The organism is Acinetobacter sp. WCHAc060006, from assembly GCF_004209135.1.
GTDB lineage: Bacteria > Pseudomonadota > Gammaproteobacteria > Pseudomonadales > Moraxellaceae > Acinetobacter > Acinetobacter cumulans.
Genome location: NZ_SGSS01000001.1, coordinates 19,016 through 35,845, shown reverse-complemented (window position 1 = coordinate 35,845; position 16,830 = coordinate 19,016). Strand labels below are relative to the sequence as shown.

The window sequence follows — 16,830 nt, the reverse complement described above, 5'->3', positions numbered from 1 at the left end:
TCCTTATTCAAAATGTGCTACATCCATTTGGTTTAAGCGATCCAAATCTTCTTGAGTATCGACACCCGGTGGCAAATTCGCTTCTGCTACAGCTATCGCAATACGATGTCCATTTTCAAGAACACGTAATTGTTCTAAGCTTTCCAGCTTTTCTAACACGCCCATATCCCAGCTCACGTACTCTTGTAAAAGTTTAACGCGATACGCATATAGCCCTAGATGACGATAAGCTTGATCATGTAATTTTTGCTCTGCAAGCTTCGCACCATCTCGATCATAAGGAATGGTTGCACGGCTAAAATATAAGGCTTGGTGATGTTTTGACATAACCACCTTCACAATACTATCACGCTTAAATTCATCTAAATGATGAATAGGCTCACACAGTGTAGACATTGAGCAGGCAGGCTGTTGCTCTAATAATTGAGCGACTTGTTTAACCAATAGCGCTGGAAGCAATGGTTCATCGCCTTGCACATTGACAATAATATCGTTTTCATCCCAACCTTTTAAACGCGCAACTTCGCTCAAACGATCTGTACCTGAAGGATGATCTGCCGAGGTCAACACAACATCAATACCTTCTGCACGACATACTGCTGCAATACGCTCATCATCTGTTGCTACACATAAGTCATCAAAGCCTTCTACTTTTTTAGCCTGATCTACAACGCGTAAAATCATAGGACGACCATGAATTTCCAACAACGGCTTACCAGGTAAACGAGAACTCGAAAAACGCGCTGGGATGACGATATGTTTCATAAAATACTGCCTTCAGGAAGAGTAATGCCCAATTGACTCAATTGCTGATGCAAGGTGCGATAGCATTCTGCTGAAAGTACAGCATCTACAGGAACAACCCAAATCTCACGTTGTATATTTGGGTGTTGTTTGAGTAAGGGTAAAATTTTAACTGCATCTTTTTCAGTGGTGATAATTGGATAATTATCTTCAAACTGTAAATCTGCAAGTTCGTATTCATAATGATCTGGAAATTCATGGCATTGGAACTGATGAATGCCCATATTTTCCAATGTTGTATAAAAACGTTGTGGAAAACCAATACCAACTACAGCATAAAATGCTTGATGCGGATTAAACACTTGTTCAGTCGTGCTATTAAGCAGATAAGGCTCAGACGCCTCTAAGTGCATATTGAGTGGACTAATGGCATGAGATGCATGCTCAATCACCGTACCCGTATTTAAGCGACTTTTGGGTTCGCGCAAATAGCCTTCAGGAAGAATTTTTTCATTCCCCAAGCCACGGTTATTATCCAGCACAATCCATTCTAACTGTCGATTGAGTGCCAAATGTTGCAAGCCATCATCGCAAATAATTAAATCTAGAGGATGCTTGCTCAGCAATAGCTCAATGCTTTTTTGACGATTGGCACCCACGGCCATCGGCACCCCCGTAGACTGAACAATCAAAGCAGGTTCATCACCCACTTGCTCGGCTTCTGCATTCAGATCGACATAGGCTGGAAATGGGCCTTTACCGCCATAACCACGACTAATGACACCTACACTTAGGCCTAAGCTTTGTAAGTAATTAACCAAGTGAATTAGCAATGGCGTCTTACCGCTTCCACCCACGGTAATATTACCAATCACCATAACAGGCACTGGCGCGGTATAACTTTTTTTAAGACCCGTGGCATACATTTTCTTATTCAGTAAAAATCCGCCACGATAGAGCCACGACAACGGTCGGAACACAATTAGCCACTTCGCTTGTTTATGCCAAGCATCTTGTATTAACTGTGCGACCGACATACTTAGTGCTCCTCAAAATTACGCTGATGTAATTGGAAATATGCACCTTGTTTTGCAAGCAACTCTGCATGCGTGCCTTGCTCTACAATCAGGCCTTTATCCATCACCACAATACGATCCGCATTTTCAATCGTCGACAATCGGTGAGCAATCACAATTGTAGTACGATCTTTCATTGCAGTATCAAAGGCTTGCTGAATAAAGTACTCCGATTCATTATCTAAAGCACTGGTTGCTTCATCCAAAATCAATATTGGCGCATTTTTTAATATTGCACGAGCAATAGCAATACGTTGACGCTGACCACCAGACAAGTTTAAGCCTTGCGCGCCTAATGGCGTATCATAACCTTGTGGTAAGTTCATGATAAAGTCGTGTGCATACGCCGCTTTAGCAGCTGCAATCACTTCCTCATCACTAGCAGATCCCAACTGACCATAAGCAATATTTTCACGTACCGTACGATTGAAAAGCACCACTTGCTGATTCACCATTGAAATTTGTGACCGCAATGCATTCAGCTCAATATCATGAATATCCATTTGATCGAGCTTTAACTGACCCGAACTAATCTCTTGATAGCGCAGAAGTAAGTTAACCAATGAGGTCTTACCTGCACCAGACCGCCCAACCAAAGCGACCGTTTCACCCGCATTCACTTTTAAGCTAAAGTCATGAATTGCATGATAACCATCTGAGTAGGTCAAGTTCACATTATTAAATTCAATTTCACCTGTTAAGGCAGGTGTTAATGTGCCTTTATTTTCTTCTTCAGGTAGATCCAATAATTCAAAAACCGAATATGCAGCCGCCATACCACGTTGAATTTTTTCGTTAATATCCGTTAAAGAACGAATTGGCTTCGCCAACATGCCCGCTGCAGTAATGTAGGCAACAAACTCACCCGCAGACGTTTCACGCAAAATCTCAGGTCTTAGGGCAATAAACATAATAATGGCCAAAGAAATAGACATGATCAACTGTACGACTGGACTATTCAGCTGTTGTACCACCACCATTTTCAAGCCACGGCGTAAGTTTTCCATTGAGCTTTCATGAAAACGTTGTTGTTCATAACTTTGCCCAGCAAAACCTTTGACCACCATATTGCCGTTTACAGTTTCTTGCACCACATGGTTTACATCACCCATCGTATCTTGTACTTGATTCGATAGTTTACGCATCCGTTTCGATGCCTTACGAATCAACAAGCCAATCAAAGGGCCAAATACCAAAATAATTAAGGTCAAACGCCAATTGGTATAAATTAAATAGCCCATTAAGGCCAGTGTAATTAAACCTTGTTGTAATAACGTTTTTAATGATTCGGTCGATGCAGCGGTTAATTGCTCGACGTTATACATAATTTTGGCAGTAATATGGCCGCTCGAATTATCTAAATAATACTGCGATGGCAATCGCATAAGCTTAGCAAATACTTCTTGGCGGATATTAAAGATTAAATTACGGGAAATCACTGCCGTGAAATACCCACCCATAAATAAACCCAAACCGCGGAAGAACATCAGCACCACAACTAGCAGTGGAAACAGTGTTGTAAAGCTTTGGTCTTTATTCTGAATCGCATTAATGATTTTCTCTAGCAATTTTGCCACAGAAACTTCTGTTGCAGCATTGATCGCAAAACCAAGTACAACCAATAATGCTACGCCCCAAAATTGCTTTAAATAGCTTAACAGGCGCAGATAGACCTTAACATCTTGCTTCACTAATAACCTCGAGTTGGTACTTTGGTACTAATATTAACGTTCACGAAACCTAACTGACCAGCAACATCCATTACACGAATAACATCTTGGTGTGCAGCCTTGGCATCCGCAGCAATAATAAACATTAAATCACGGCGATCATGAGAAATCTGTTTAATTGCCATATTTAAATCTACAGTATCCTTCCCCTCTAAGGACTGCCCATTCACAGCATAGTGTCCAGTAGCGTCTACCGTCACTTCAATTTTTTGATCATAGTGCTTAGGTGGCACACCCTGCGCATCTGGCAAGGTTAAATTCATTCGACTCATTTGGTTAAATGACGTCGACAACAGCAAAAACACCAAGATAAACAATAAACAGTCAATCATTGGTGTTAGGTTGATATGAATATCTTCAACTTGACGGCGTCTGAACTTCATTTTAGACCTCAGCTTGCTTTTGGCATGTCTTGATCTTGTCGTTCAGCTACAGGTGTTACTTTATAAAATAATGCAGCATGAAATAAGGTCGATTGTTGTTCAAGTTCGGCTGTAAATTCTTGCACCAAACGCTGAAAATAACGATGTGCGAATAATGCTGGAATTGCAATTAACATACCCGCCGCTGTCGTAATCAAAGCCTTTGAAATACCCGGCATCATCAGTACTGGATCACTATTCGTACCTACATCAATCATTAAAAATGATTCAATAATACCCAGCACTGTACCTAACAAACCTAGTAATGGCGCCACTGCACTTAGTGTGCCCAAGAAATTTACATTTTTTTCTAAAAAACCAATTTCTTGAGAAGCCACAGCTTCCATTTGAGCACTGGCATATTGCTGTGCTTGGTCTTTGCTTTCATAGCCAGCTAAAAAAATACGGCCAAGCGTACTGTCTTGTAGCGCTTGGCTTTGGCGCATAACCTTTACAACTTGATCTGCACTTTGATTTTTTTTCATTAACAATGCAGTGGGTAATACTGTCGATTTTTTCAAGCGAATAAATCGCTCAATCGTAATAGCTACGGTAAAAATCGAACAAAGTACCAAGGGTAGCATCAGCCACCCACCTGCTTTGACTAATTCCCACATTTGATTTTCCCCAATAAATCGAAATACAAAATTAATCTGCGAAGCAAATATTTAAAATACCATCCAACTCTTCGAGTGAATGATAATTAATCACCAACTTGCCTTTGCCTTGTTTGTTATGGTCGATTTTAACATCGGCACCAAAACGATCAGATAAACGTTGTGTTAATTGCTGAATATCTGAAGATGCTGCTTGTTTTTCTTTGACTTGTTTTGGCGCATTCATGTCTCGCACCAATTGTTCGGTTTGACGCACAGACAAGCTCTTTTCAATCACATGTTCAGCCATTTTAAGCTGATCTCTGGCTTTTAGCGTCAAAATTGCACGTGCATGACCCATGTCTAAAAGGCTTTGTTGCATAAAGTCTTTTACAGGCTCAGCCAAAGTTAATAAGCGTAGTAAATTACTTACTGTCGTACGTGCTTTACCCACTGTATCGGCAATTTCTTGATGGCTTAAACCAAACTCATCATGGAATCGTTGTAATGCCATCGCCTGATCAATTGGATTTAAGTCTTGACGTTGAATGTTTTCAATTAAAGCCAAAGCAATTGCAACTTGGTCCGTTAAATCGCGAACAATTGCAGGCACTTCCGTTAAACCGGCCAACTGTGCGGCACGCCAACGACGCTCACCTGCAATAATTTCATACAGGTACTTTTCATCTTCAATTGGACGAATCACAATTGGCTGCATCACACCGTGCTTTTCGATTGATGCCGCTAATTCTTGTAAGTCTTGCTCATTAATATAACGACGTGGCTGATATTCGCCACGTTTGAGTAAATGAACATCAATTTGTTTGAGCTGACCATGGTCCAAAGATTGTGCTTCGAGTTGCAACTTTTCTTTTTGAATGGAACCAAGCAACGCGTCTAGACCACGACCTTTCGCTAATCCGCGTTTTTTTACTGTCATGCTTTAATTCCTTTTTTTACTTTGCTTTTCTTTAACATTTCAGCAGCAAGGTTTAAATATGCCACTGCACCCTTCGAGCTTTTCTCAAAATAAATGACTGGCAAACCATGCGCAGGTGCTTCTGCTAAACGAATATTACGTGGAATAACCGTCTCATATAGCTTCTTGCCAAAATATTGTTCTAGTTCTGCTGAAACATCACGTGTCAAAGCATTTCGCGCATCATACATGGTGCGTAAAACACCTACAATTTGTAAGTCTGGGTTTAATGCTTGCTGAATACGATCAATCGTTTGCGTTAAATCGGCCAAACCTTCCAAAGCGTAGTATTCACATTGCATTGGAATAATCACGCCATCCACTGCAGCCAAAGCATTCACCGTAATCAAGCTTAAACTTGGCGCGCAATCGACAATAATATAATCAAATTTATCTTCAACCTCTTTTAAGGCTTCACGTAAGATAAATTCACGGCCAGGCTGCTCCGCAATTGCAAGCTCAACACCTGCTAAATCACGGTTTGCACCCAATACCTTATAACCAACTTCAGCTTTACTAATTGCTGTTTCAATCGGCATTTCGCCCAGCAATACATCAGTTACCGAATACAGCAGATCATTTTTTTGAATGCCAGAACCCATCGTCGCATTGCCTTGTGAATCCATATCCACAAGTAATACGCGTTTTTTAAGTACGGCCAATGATGCAGCCAAATTTACTGCGGTTGTAGTTTTACCGACACCACCTTTCTGGTTCGCAATCGCAATAATCTGTGCCATGGTAACCCCAAATCCTTTGAAAAAATTAAATACGTTTTAACAGCAACAAGTGACGCTGTTCATCCAAACGTGGAACTTTTAACTCAATAATTTTACAGCTAAATTGATCTTTAAAAGCTTCGACTTCTTCGCTTGGAATCAGCCCTTTCATAGAAGCAATAATGCTGTTGTCATGCATAAATGGAAGTGACGCATGAATAAAATCTGTTAATGAGGCAAAAGCACGGCTGGTAATGACATCAAATTTACCAAGCTCTTGAATGCTGTCTTCATTTTCGACACGTGTTTGTACTGCGACTACATTACTCAATTTTAAATCTGCAATAAATTGCTTTAAGAAGCGAATTTTCTTGCCATTTGAGTCAAGTAATACACATTGGCGTTCAGGCTGACACAAGGCAATAATCATACCCGGCATACCCCCACCTGTACCAATATCTAAAAGACGACCTGCAGGTAAATCTTTTAAAATACTAAGGCTATCTAGTAAATGCTTAACCAACATTTCTTTTGGATCACGAATCGCAGTCAAGTTATATGCTTTATTCCATAACACCAAAGCATCTTGGTATTTGAGTAATAAATTTAAAGCTTCATCGCTTAAGCTTAAACCTAAAGCCTGACTACCTTGCTTGAGTTCTTGAAAAAAAGTATGCATAACCAATTTACGTCTCGAAAATTTAGATGGAAGTATAACGATTTATCCTGCCTGTCACAGCAGGATGTGTCTAGCGAATATGCACTTAAACGTACATCCCTTCACGAATCTGGAGATCTAGTGCACTTAAACGCTCAGGAGTGCCTACATCTACCCAAACCGCCTGCATTTTTTCTGCAGCAATTTTTCCGTCGTGCATGGCCTGTTTTAAGAGTGGCGCCAATGGACGTTTACCCGCCTCTAGGCCATCGAACATCTTAGGATCAATCACAGCAACTCCACTATAAGTGAGTGCCTCTCCCGCATGTGCCTGCTCAAAGGTGTAAGCACGGCCAGCATCCAAGGTAAAATCACCCTTTGGATGTTGCTCAGGATTTTCTACAAACACTAAATGTGCTAAATCATCATTTAGTTGCACATCTAAGAGTGATGCAAAATCAAATGTCGTCCACACATCGCCATTGACCAAAATAAATGGCTCTGTCCCTAGAAGTGCTAAGGCATTAATAATACCGCCCGCTGTTTCTAAACCTTCCAATTCACGTGTCCAACGTATATCGACACCAAATTGTGAACCATCGCCGAGAGCGCCTATCAATACATCCGCCAACCATGCCGAGTTAATTACAATTTCAGTCACACCAATAGATTTAAGTTTCTCGATATGCCAAACAATTAAAGGCTTACCCCCCACTTCCAACAATGGTTTCGGTTTATATAGCGTTAAAGGTCGCATGCGGTTGCCCAACCCAGCAGCTAAAATCATGGCTTTCATTATGCTTCAACCTCGTATTTGCCATATTTCTCTTCAAATTTTGGCAACACTTTAGCCTGAATAAACTGCATAAATGGTTGTAATTCTGCATACGGCTTACTTTCTTCGAGCAAATACCACATCACACGCGGTAAATCTTTTAAATAACCAGACTTACCATCACGCTCAAACAAGCGAACAAAAATACCCAAAATTTTAATATGGCGCTGAATTGCCATTAAATCTGCGTCTTTTTTAAATTGCTCAAAGTCACGACCTTCTTTTGCAGACACAGGAAGTAGATCATAAAATACTTTAAACCACGTATAGACACGCTCAGGATTCCATTGCACATAAGCATCTCGTGTAATCGAAATCAGATCGTAAGTATCTGCACCAATTACGGCATCTTGAAAATCAATGACACCTTGCTCTGACTCACCTTCCAATAACATCAGATTACGACTATGAAAATCACGATGCACAATAACTTGAGGCTGTGCTAAAGCAGCATTGGCTAAAATAGCAAAAGTTCGCTTAATTAAAGCACTTTCAGCTTCAGTTGGTTGGATCTTAAGTGAAGGAAGTAGCCAATCTGTAAGTAATTCCATTTCTGAAATGAGTTTTTCGTAAGCATACTCAGGGAAATGACCTTGACCCGCAATCGATTGTAATTGAATTAACTGTTTGAAACTTTGTGCATAATGCGCATCTACAGTTTTGTCATTTAATTTTGTAGACAGCAATACATCACCAAAATCTTCCAACAATAAAAGACCTAAATCAAAGTCTTTCGCCACAATATGTGGTACACGTACACCATGTGCATCGAAAAATTCATCAATCGTCACAAAAGGCACACAATCTTCTTTTTCTGGAGGTGCATCCATGAGCATAAATGTTTTATTATTCAATTTGATTCGTGCATAACGACGAAAGCTAGCATCGCCTGCTAAAAAATGAGTTTCAAATTGATCTGAACCGAGTACAGATGTCATCCATGATTGTATCAATTGTTCACGTTGTGTATTCATTTGCGATTATTTCTAAAACAGGCTGAGTTTTTAAAGTGCTAAGTGTAGCCACTTATCAACTTTTTCTCTATGATGCGACAATAATTAATTGCAATTAAGCATACTTGGTTAATGAGACAAATGAAGCATCAGTTTAAATTTAATCCTTTAGCGACTGCGATCTTAACTCTACTTTGCGGTAGTTCCATCGCGGGCTATGCCGCTGACCAGACTGCTTCGACTGTCACTAATGCAGAGCTTAAAAAAAGCATTACTGAAACCTACCCTGGCCAAAAGTTTTTTGAACAATACTATATAGATAAATCTGCGCCTGAAGCGCAGCAACGCCAAGGCCATCAACTGAGTTCAGCTTATTGCCAAGGTGCTTGGGTAACTCCAATTGCTTCAGACACAAAAGCAGCTTCTCCTGAAACTGCAACGTCTACAATTACTGCAGATTATGGTCATTTTGATCCAAACGGCGACTCAATTCTTGAAGGCAATGTCGTTATTGATCAAGAAGGCCGTCAAATTCGTGCTGATCAAATCAAAATTGATAAAACTAAAACCTATGCAAATGCGTCAGGCAATGTGCAAATGGCCCAATCTGGGCTACTGTCACAAAGTGACAATGTCGATTACAACCTCAAAACCCAACAAGGCAATTTAAATAACAGCCTTTATATTGCTGAGCAGCAACATGCTCACGGCCGTGCAGATAAAATTTCACGTACATCAACATCTACACTGGAATTGGATAACGCAACCTACACCACATGTCCACCAGATGAAAAGCCCACTTGGAAAATTCAAGCAGACCATATTAAGCTGAATCAAGAAACGGGTCGTGGTGAAACCAAAGGCACTAAACTTTATGTAAAAGACGTGCCAGTGATGGCCGTTCCATATTTCAACTTCCCAATTGATGAGCGTCGTACCACGGGTATTTTGACTCCAAGCTTTGGTTTTACCAATGATGGTGGTTTAGAGCTTGGTGTACCTGTTTATTTAAATTTAGCACCCAATTACGATGCCACTATTACACCTCGTTTCTTGGCAGACCGTGGTGCAATGCTTGAAGCTGAATTCCGTTACCTTACCCAAAACTTTGGACAAGGCTTAATTTCTGGGGGTGCATTACCATCAGATAGTGGCTACAACGATAAAGATCGAAAATTCTTACACGCTGAACACAATTGGCAAATTAACGACCAATTTAGTACGAACCTCGATTATAACTACGCCTCTGATAAAGACTATTTTGCAGATTTAAATAACAACCCAAACTCTAGAACCGACCTAAACTTACGTCGTGCTTGGGAACTGAACTACAAACACGGTATTCCTGGTTTAAAGGCTCAGCTTAAAGTCGAAGACTTCCAAACATTAGATAAAACCGTAAAAGACGAAGATCGCCCTTACGCGCGTTTACCGCAATTCTTGGTTAACTATAAAACGGGTAATCCACTCGGTTTACAATATGAGTTTAACCACGACACGGCTTACTTCAAAAAAGACATTAATGACTACAGCATTTATAACAATAATTTAAATTCGTTTGAGCCAAGTGGCACGCGTATTTATAACGACTTCTCTGTTCGTTACAACTATCGCACCCCTTTTGCATTTGTGATTCCTGAAGCAACTGTACGTAACGTCAACACCTTCTTTGATAAGAACACAATTGACTACTTACAAAGCAATGGTAACAACGCTGTACAAACCAACTCTTCAAATGAAACCAAATCTATTACCGTACCACAATTTACTTTAGATGCTGGATTAGTCTTTGAAAAGCAAGGTAAGTTCTTACAGACTTTAACACCGCGTGTGTTCTACGCATATTCACCATATCGCAATCAGGACTCACACCCAAACTTTGACTCTGCTACAGCCTCTGTAAGCTATGACCAATTATTTAGCCCATACCGCTTCTATGGTCATGACCGCTTAGAAGACAACAACTTCACATCATTAGGCTTAAGTTATAGCTTGTTTGATGATGTTGGCTTAGAACGCTTAAAAGCAAGTGTTGGTCAAAGCTTCTACTTTGAAGATCGTCGTGTCACACTCAACAACACCAGCGATGATTTTGATCGTGAACGACACACTGGCCCTGTTGTTAGCTTAACTAGCCAATTATCAGAGCGCTTTACCATCAATGCCAATAGTGCATGGATGGCAAACGGTGATAATGCCGAACGTGATATTCAAGCCTATTACACAAGTGATAAGGGTAGCCTATACAACCTAGGCTATTTTAACCGTCGTGCTATTCCAAACCGCCAAGATCACTACGATCAAGTAGTAGCGTCATTTATTCAACCTGTACACAATAACTGGCGTATTATTGGTCATGCACAATATGACTTAGACAACAGTGTTGCCCGTGAATATCTGCTTGGCGTGAACTATGAATCATGCTGTTGGGGTGTTTCTGTCTATGGTCGTTCATACTACAACGACTTAGATAACGTGAAAGATGACGGTGTTAACCCAAAACGTGCCATCATGGCTGAGTTCACCTTAAAAGGCTTAGGTGGCTTTAATAACAAACTTTCATCATTGCTTGAAAACCGTATTTTAGGTTTTAACAATATCAATCAAAATTGGACTGAACGTTAATGAAGACAACACAATTAAAACGCATTTTTAAAGCAACAACGCTCGCACTTTGTTTGAGTGCTGCAGTACCTGTTTTTGCTGCTGGCCAACCTAAAGATGAAGTTGTTGCTGTTGTCGATAATAGTGTGATTTTACGCAGTGACTTAGAGCAAAGCATTTCAGAACTCACACACCAATTACAGGCACAGAAAAAAACTGTTCCACCAGAACAATATTTACAACAACAAGCACTTGAACAGCTGATTGCGCGCCAAGCACAATTAGAACAGGTAAAGCGCTATAACATTAAACCAGATGAAAAAAGCCTTAATGAAGCTGTATTAAAGGTTGCTAAAGATTCAGGTTCTACTAGTCTTGAAGCTTTCCAACAAAAATTAGATGCCCTATCACCGAATACTTATGCAGGTCTACGCAATCGTATTGCAGAAGATTTAGCGATTAATCGCTTACGCCAACAAATTGTGACTTCACGTATTCACATTTCTGATTCGGACGTAAAAAACTTCTTAAACTCACCGCAAGGCCAAGCTGCCATTGGCAGTCAAGCGCATGTGTTACATGTTCGTATTTCTGGAACAGACCAAGCCGCTGTAGAAAAAACAGCAAATCTAGTGAAAGCCGAACTCAATAACTCCAATGATGTTAAAGCCATTAATCAAAAATTTAGTACCAATGGTGTTAAAGTTGAAGGCGCAGATATGGGTTTCCGTAGCTTATCAGACATCCCTGCTGAATTAGCTGCACGTGTGAGTACACTCCAAGAAGGCCAAACCACAGAACTGATTCCTGTACGTGATGGTACTCATGTCTTAAAGCTTATTGAACGCAAAGGCGCAGACCAAAAAGCGATTGTTTCACAATTTCAAACTCGCCACATTCTGATCCAACCTTCTGAAGTGGTTAGCCCTGAAGATGCTAAACAGCAAATTGATAGTATTTATACACGTTTAAAAAATGGGGAAGACTTTGCAGTTTTGGCAGGAACTTTCTCCAATGACCCTGGTTCTGCACGTGATGGCGGTAGCTTGGGCTGGGTAACGCCTGGTATGATGGTTCCAGAATTTGATGCAAAAATGCAATCTACGCCAAAAGGCCAAATTACTGAACCTTTCCAAACTCAATTTGGTTGGCATATTCTGCAAGTGACAGACACTCGCCAACAAGACATGACGAAAGAATACCAAGAACGCATGGCCCGCCAGATTCTTGGAGAACGTCAATTTGATGCTGAATTAGACAGCTGGTTACGTGAAACGCGTAACAATGCTTTTGTAGACATCAAAGATCCTTCTTTAGATCGTAAAAATAATCGCTCTTAATATTAGAGCAAAAAAAACCAGCACTCGATGCTGGTTTTTTTTCTTAATTTTTAAAATTAAGTCATAAAAAAGCCTCTCAATTGAGAGGCTTTTTTATGAAGTATCAATTAACGATTATTTTCGTCTTCTTGAGAATCTTCAAATTTTGACTCGCCATCAAAGCCAGCAGATTGACCACCGAAGCCACCTTGGCCACCGAAGCCACCTTGACCGCCGAAGCCACCTTGACCGCCGAAGCCACCTTGACCACCGAAGCCACCTTGACCACCGAAGCCACCTTGACCACCGAAGCCACCTTGACCACCGAAGCCACCTTGTTGACCGCCACCGAAACCGCCTTGTTGACCGCCACCGAAGCCACCTTGTTGACCGCCAAAGCCAGCCGCGCCTTGAGCACCAGCAGGAGCACCAGCAGGACGTGGATTACGTGCAGGAACTACTGTAGAAATCGCATGTTTGTAAACCATTTGGCTTACAGTATTTTTTAATAAAACTACATATTGGTCAAAAGATTCAATATGACCTTGTAACTTAATACCGTTCACAAGGAAAATAGAAACAGGAATACGTTCCTTACGGAGAGAATTCAAGAACGGATCTTGTAAAGTTTGACCTTTAGACATGTTATAACTCCAAAAAATTTAAAAATCAGCGCAAAAACTACCTTTGATTTTTCAATTAAAAATTATAAAAAAGGTAGTACCCAAATTTTGCTTTATCCGTAACAGTTTCGCAAGTCTTCTTGAGCCTGCTTAATCGTTAAATATGTTGTAAATTTATGCGTTTCTTGCAAAGATCTTAACCATGTGTATTGACGTTTTGCAAGTTGTCGTGTTGCAAATAGAGCTCTATCCTCCATTTCTTTACGATTTACGATACTTTTATCACTATTTTTTAAAAATTCCATGGCTTGTCGATACCCGACTGAGCGCATCGAAGGTAAATCCTCGTTTAAATCGTATTTTTTCATGAGTTCTTCAACCTCATTTAAAAATCCGATATCCCACATAATCTCGAGACGTTTTTCTATTCTTTTATGCAACTCTATACGATCAGGTAGCAAAGCGTAATTATGAAAAGTGTATCGATATGGTAAGTTCTTCGGTTGTTCAGCTTGAAGCTGTGTAATTGGTTTACCTGTCAGCTTAAATACTTCGAGTGCGCGAATAATGCGTTGCTTATCACTCACCTTAAATTTCTGACCTGCCAATGGGTCAACCTGACACAAATGCGCATATACAGCATCCCAGCCATCTCGTTCACCCATCGCTTCAATTTCTGCGCGTACTGCATAATCTGCACTTGGCAAGTTACTCGATAAACCTTCAAGCAATGCTTTGAAATACAACATGGTTCCACCCACTAATATTGGGGTTTTTCCACGTGTGTGCATATCATCAATCAGTGCAGATGCATCTTCAACAAAGCTTGCCGCTGAATACACTTCAAGTGGTGAAATAATATCAATCAAATGATGCGGGAATTGAGCCAATTCATCTTTTGTCGGCTTTGCCGTACCAATATCCATATCTTGGTAAACCAGCGCAGAATCGACGGAAATCAACTCAAAATCACCTTGCTCGTATAATTCGCATGCCAAAGCAGTTTTCCCGCTTGCAGTTGGTCCCATTAAATTGATGACCGGCAATTGATTTGACATGTAAAACTACTCTCCTCGAGCAAAAAGTTTATCAAGTTGAGCCAATGGAAAGGCACGCCATGTAGGACGGCCATGATTACATTGGCTGGCAAATTCGGTTTGCTCCATTTGACGAAGCAAAGCATTCATTTCAGAAAGGCTGAGTATTCGATGTGCGCGTACTGCCCCATGACAAGCCATACCCGCTAAAATTTCATCGCGACGTTGCAATAAACCTTGCACTTGATCAGTCGGATCTAAATCATTTAGCAATTCAGGTACTAAGGCTTCCAGATTTGCTTTATGTAAAATCGCAGGCACACCACGTACAATCACTTGCTCATCACCATATTGATCGATTTCCAAGCCAAAACGAGCCAATTGATCTCTTAGATCATCAACTCGCATCGCTTGCATGCGACTAATAGGAACCACTTTAGGAATTAATAGCTGCTGTGACATCCAAAATTCAGGCTTATCCCAAGCAGCTTTCATTTGTTGCAACACAATACGCTCATGCGCGGCATGCATATCAACAATAATCAAACCTTCAGTATTTTGCGCCAAAATATAAATACCATGTAGCTGCGCAATCGCAATACCCAATGGATGCTCATCTACTTTAGACGCAATATGTGCCTCTAAACTCATCTCTTGCGCTGTAGCACTCGATGCATCTTCAGTTGCTCGAAGTGGTGCCAAATAACTTTGCAAAGCGTTATTTAGCCGTGCTGAGCCACCTAATTGTGCATTGTACTGATAAGCAGTCGCTGTCGCTTGTGTAGCATCACGGCGCATTTCTGGTACAGTCTGAGCAAACTGAAAGTTTTCATCATGCTGCGGCATTGTCGGCGTCAAAGTCTGAGCTTGCGTAGTGGCCTGCTTATGCAAGTCAAACTGCTCTTGATAACGTGGTTGAGGCGCATGCTGTACAATTGGCTGTTCAATATCTTGCTTCATTGCAGAGGATAATTCTGCTGAAGCCGTTTGAAATTGAGCCAAGGTTTTTTTTGCAGAATGTCGCACAAACTCATGCACTTCGCGTTGGTTTAAAAAACGAATTTCATGTTTGGTTGGATGAACATTGACATCAATGTTTTCAGGGTCAACTTCTAAAAAGAGCAAATAGGCCGCATGTTGATGCCCATGCAAAATTCCCTCATAAGCCATACGCAAAGCATGAGAAATTGTCTTATCTTTCACAATACGGCCATTCACATATACATATTGTAAATCTGCCTGCGCTCGCGCATCAGATGGATGGCCTAACCAACCGCTCAAACGCATACTGATGCTATCTGCATCCATCCAATATGCATTTTCAGTAAACTGACGCCCTAAGAGCTGCTGTACCCGCTGAAACCGTAGTTCACCACTATCAGCTATAGGTAAATTCAGCTTAATACTGTTGTTATGTTCAAGTACAAAACGAATATCAAAATGGGTCAGCGCTAGACGACGCACGATTTCTTCAATATGACCAAACTCAGTACCGGGTTTCTTTAAAAATTTACGTCGTGCAGGGACATTAAAAAATAAATCTTGCACCCGAATGTGTGTGCCCCGTGGCGCTGCTACTGCTTGAATTTGCTGGTGATCAAATGCCGTACCATTTACTTCTACCTGATAACCTACCCCTTCATCCGTCTGACTACTGGTTAAGGTTAAGCGAGATACAGCTGCAATCGAAGCTAAGGCTTCGCCACGAAAGCCAAGACTGACAATTGCATGCAAATCTTCAGCTGACTGAATTTTACTGGTTGCATGACGCATCACAGCTAAAGGTAAATCTTCAGGGTGAATGCCACGGCCGTTGTCTATAATTTCAATGAGTGTACTGCCACCCTGCTCAACCCGAACAATCAGTTCTGTGGTTCCTGCATCAATGGCATTTTCCAGTAATTCTTTGACCACAGATGAAGGGCGTTCAATCACTTCACCTGCTGCAATTTGGTTAGCTAAAGCAGGCTCAAGTGTGCGAATACGGCGTACACTCAATTCACTCATGAAAAACGGTTCTCTAAAGCAGTTTTCAGGCTGTCTGAAGCAAAGCTTAAAGTCGCATAGCGCGTTAGCTCATCTTCAGACTTTTCAATATTAATTAACAATTCTGGCGCAGGAATTTCATCACCACCTTTCGATGGCCATTCAAACAAAAATAACGCATTTGGGGTTTCGAGATAATCGCGAATACCCATCAGTTCTAATTCATAAGGATCATTTAAACGATACAAGTCAAAATGAAAAATATCTTGCCCTTGGATATTGTAAGGTTCAACCAAGGTATAAGTTGGGCTTTTTACCGCACCTTGATGCCCCAAAGCTTGCATAAAATAACGTGTTAAGGTTGTTTTACCTGCACCAAGATCACCAATTAAATGGATAACACCTGAGTTAAAATGCTGCGCCAAAACTTGTGCTAAGTTCTGTGTATCTTCTTCATTGTTTAAAACCAAATTAAATGAATACTGCATAATACTCACGACACCAATATAAAGATTGATTATGATAGCATTGCATGGCTTTAAAAGCCTA

At 40.8% G+C, this 16,830-nt stretch carries 16 protein-coding genes; 2 read left to right on the top strand and 14 right to left on the bottom strand.

The features are described from left to right. Positions 1-3: 3 nt before the first annotated feature. The 10 genes from kdsB to EXE29_RS00120 form a co-directional block, all read right to left on the bottom strand. Positions 4-765, bottom strand: coding sequence for a 3-deoxy-manno-octulosonate cytidylyltransferase (gene kdsB / locus EXE29_RS00165; RefSeq protein ID WP_106985808.1), 762 nt, complete (start codon positions 763-765; stop codon positions 4-6). Next, on the bottom strand, positions 762-1,781 hold the full coding sequence (lpxK, locus tag EXE29_RS00160) for a tetraacyldisaccharide 4'-kinase (RefSeq protein ID WP_117007566.1): 1,020 nt from the start codon (positions 1,779-1,781) through the stop codon (positions 762-764). Before lpxK ends, kdsB begins: the two co-directional genes overlap by 4 nt. A 2-nt stretch (positions 1,782-1,783) precedes the next feature. Further along, positions 1,784-3,511 carry a lipid A export permease/ATP-binding protein MsbA gene (gene msbA / locus EXE29_RS00155; protein WP_117007565.1) on the bottom strand — a complete coding sequence of 576 codons (1,728 nt, stop codon included), beginning with the start codon at positions 3,509-3,511 and terminating at the stop codon, positions 1,784-1,786. Then, on the bottom strand, positions 3,511-3,933 hold the full coding sequence (locus tag EXE29_RS00150) for an ExbD/TolR family protein (protein ID WP_117007564.1): 423 nt from the start codon (positions 3,931-3,933) through the stop codon (positions 3,511-3,513). The genes msbA and EXE29_RS00150 overlap by 1 nt, the downstream gene beginning before the upstream one ends. An 8-nt stretch (positions 3,934-3,941) precedes the next feature. Continuing rightward, complete coding sequence (locus tag EXE29_RS00145; protein WP_117007563.1) at positions 3,942-4,589, bottom strand: MotA/TolQ/ExbB proton channel family protein; 648 nt, start codon at positions 4,587-4,589, stop codon at positions 3,942-3,944. Positions 4,590-4,620: 31 nt separating this feature from the next. Next, entirely contained in the window at positions 4,621-5,508 is an 888-nt protein-coding gene (locus tag EXE29_RS00140; protein ID WP_120363597.1) for a ParB/RepB/Spo0J family partition protein, read from the bottom strand. Beyond that, positions 5,505-6,287 carry a ParA family protein gene (locus EXE29_RS00135; RefSeq protein ID WP_106985814.1) on the bottom strand — a complete coding sequence of 261 codons (783 nt, stop codon included), beginning with the start codon at positions 6,285-6,287 and terminating at the stop codon, positions 5,505-5,507. The genes EXE29_RS00140 and EXE29_RS00135 overlap by 4 nt, the downstream gene beginning before the upstream one ends. 25 nt (positions 6,288-6,312) lie before the next feature. Then, positions 6,313-6,945 carry a 16S rRNA (guanine(527)-N(7))-methyltransferase RsmG gene (gene rsmG / locus EXE29_RS00130; protein ID WP_106985815.1) on the bottom strand — a complete coding sequence of 211 codons (633 nt, stop codon included), beginning with the start codon at positions 6,943-6,945 and terminating at the stop codon, positions 6,313-6,315. An 85-nt stretch (positions 6,946-7,030) separates the two neighbouring features. Next, positions 7,031-7,720, bottom strand: a complete 690-nt coding sequence (gene murU / locus EXE29_RS00125) for an N-acetylmuramate alpha-1-phosphate uridylyltransferase MurU (protein WP_120363596.1) — start codon at positions 7,718-7,720, stop codon at positions 7,031-7,033. Beyond that, positions 7,720-8,733 (bottom strand): aminoglycoside phosphotransferase family protein, encoded by a 1,014-nt coding sequence (locus tag EXE29_RS00120; protein WP_117007559.1) that lies wholly within the window; start codon positions 8,731-8,733, stop codon positions 7,720-7,722. The genes murU and EXE29_RS00120 overlap by 1 nt, the downstream gene beginning before the upstream one ends. 120 nt (positions 8,734-8,853) lie before the next feature. On the opposite strand from EXE29_RS00120, the gene EXE29_RS00115 reads away from it, so the two are divergent. Beyond that, positions 8,854-11,337: an LPS-assembly protein LptD gene (locus EXE29_RS00115; RefSeq protein WP_120363595.1), complete on the top strand. Its 2,484-nt coding sequence runs from the start codon at positions 8,854-8,856 to the stop codon at positions 11,335-11,337. After that, entirely contained in the window at positions 11,337-12,656 is a 1,320-nt protein-coding gene (locus tag EXE29_RS00110; RefSeq protein ID WP_117007557.1) for a peptidylprolyl isomerase, read from the top strand. Before EXE29_RS00115 ends, EXE29_RS00110 begins: the two co-directional genes overlap by 1 nt. A gap of 107 nt (positions 12,657-12,763) precedes the next feature. On the opposite strand, the gene hfq is transcribed toward EXE29_RS00110, so the two are convergent. The 4 genes from hfq to tsaE form a co-directional block, all read right to left on the bottom strand. Next, a complete protein-coding gene (hfq, locus tag EXE29_RS00105; protein ID WP_117007556.1) occupies positions 12,764-13,279 on the bottom strand; it encodes an RNA chaperone Hfq in 516 nt (171 codons plus the stop codon). Positions 13,280-13,371: 92 nt separating this feature from the next. Further along, positions 13,372-14,316 carry a tRNA (adenosine(37)-N6)-dimethylallyltransferase MiaA gene (miaA, locus tag EXE29_RS00100; RefSeq protein WP_117007555.1) on the bottom strand — a complete coding sequence of 315 codons (945 nt, stop codon included), beginning with the start codon at positions 14,314-14,316 and terminating at the stop codon, positions 13,372-13,374. A gap of 6 nt (positions 14,317-14,322) precedes the next feature. Continuing rightward, entirely contained in the window at positions 14,323-16,302 is a 1,980-nt protein-coding gene (mutL, locus tag EXE29_RS00095; RefSeq protein ID WP_117007554.1) for a DNA mismatch repair endonuclease MutL, read from the bottom strand. After that, on the bottom strand, positions 16,299-16,769 hold the full coding sequence (gene tsaE, locus EXE29_RS00090) for a tRNA (adenosine(37)-N6)-threonylcarbamoyltransferase complex ATPase subunit type 1 TsaE (protein WP_106985822.1): 471 nt from the start codon (positions 16,767-16,769) through the stop codon (positions 16,299-16,301). Before tsaE ends, mutL begins: the two co-directional genes overlap by 4 nt. Positions 16,770-16,830 lie beyond the last annotated feature (61 nt).

Excerpts from the sequence above, each read along its gene's own strand:
- murU (WP_120363596.1), bottom strand. The coding sequence starts at position 7,720 with ATGAAAGCCATGATTTTAGCTGCTGGGTTGGGCAACCGCATGCGACCT.
- EXE29_RS00120 (WP_117007559.1), bottom strand. The coding sequence starts at position 8,733 with ATGAATACACAACGTGAACAATTGATACAATCATGGATGACATCTGTA.
- EXE29_RS00140 (WP_120363597.1), bottom strand. The coding sequence starts at position 5,508 with ATGACAGTAAAAAAACGCGGATTAGCGAAAGGTCGTGGTCTAGACGCG.
- EXE29_RS00135 (WP_106985814.1), bottom strand. The coding sequence starts at position 6,287 with ATGGCACAGATTATTGCGATTGCGAACCAGAAAGGTGGTGTCGGTAAA.
- EXE29_RS00145 (WP_117007563.1), bottom strand. The coding sequence starts at position 4,589 with ATGTGGGAATTAGTCAAAGCAGGTGGGTGGCTGATGCTACCCTTGGTA.
- miaA (WP_117007555.1), bottom strand. The coding sequence starts at position 14,316 with ATGTCAAATCAATTGCCGGTCATCAATTTAATGGGACCAACTGCAAGC.
- kdsB (WP_106985808.1), bottom strand. The coding sequence starts at position 765 with ATGAAACATATCGTCATCCCAGCGCGTTTTTCGAGTTCTCGTTTACCT.
- mutL (WP_117007554.1), bottom strand. The coding sequence starts at position 16,302 with ATGAGTGAATTGAGTGTACGCCGTATTCGCACACTTGAGCCTGCTTTA.
- EXE29_RS00150 (WP_117007564.1), bottom strand. The coding sequence starts at position 3,933 with ATGAAGTTCAGACGCCGTCAAGTTGAAGATATTCATATCAACCTAACA.
- hfq (WP_117007556.1), bottom strand. The coding sequence starts at position 13,279 with ATGTCTAAAGGTCAAACTTTACAAGATCCGTTCTTGAATTCTCTCCGT.
- tsaE (WP_106985822.1), bottom strand. The coding sequence starts at position 16,769 with ATGCAGTATTCATTTAATTTGGTTTTAAACAATGAAGAAGATACACAG.
- EXE29_RS00115 (WP_120363595.1), top strand. The coding sequence starts at position 8,854 with ATGAAGCATCAGTTTAAATTTAATCCTTTAGCGACTGCGATCTTAACT.
- lpxK (WP_117007566.1), bottom strand. The coding sequence starts at position 1,781 with ATGTCGGTCGCACAGTTAATACAAGATGCTTGGCATAAACAAGCGAAG.
- rsmG (WP_106985815.1), bottom strand. The coding sequence starts at position 6,945 with ATGCATACTTTTTTTCAAGAACTCAAGCAAGGTAGTCAGGCTTTAGGT.
- EXE29_RS00110 (WP_117007557.1), top strand. The coding sequence starts at position 11,337 with ATGAAGACAACACAATTAAAACGCATTTTTAAAGCAACAACGCTCGCA.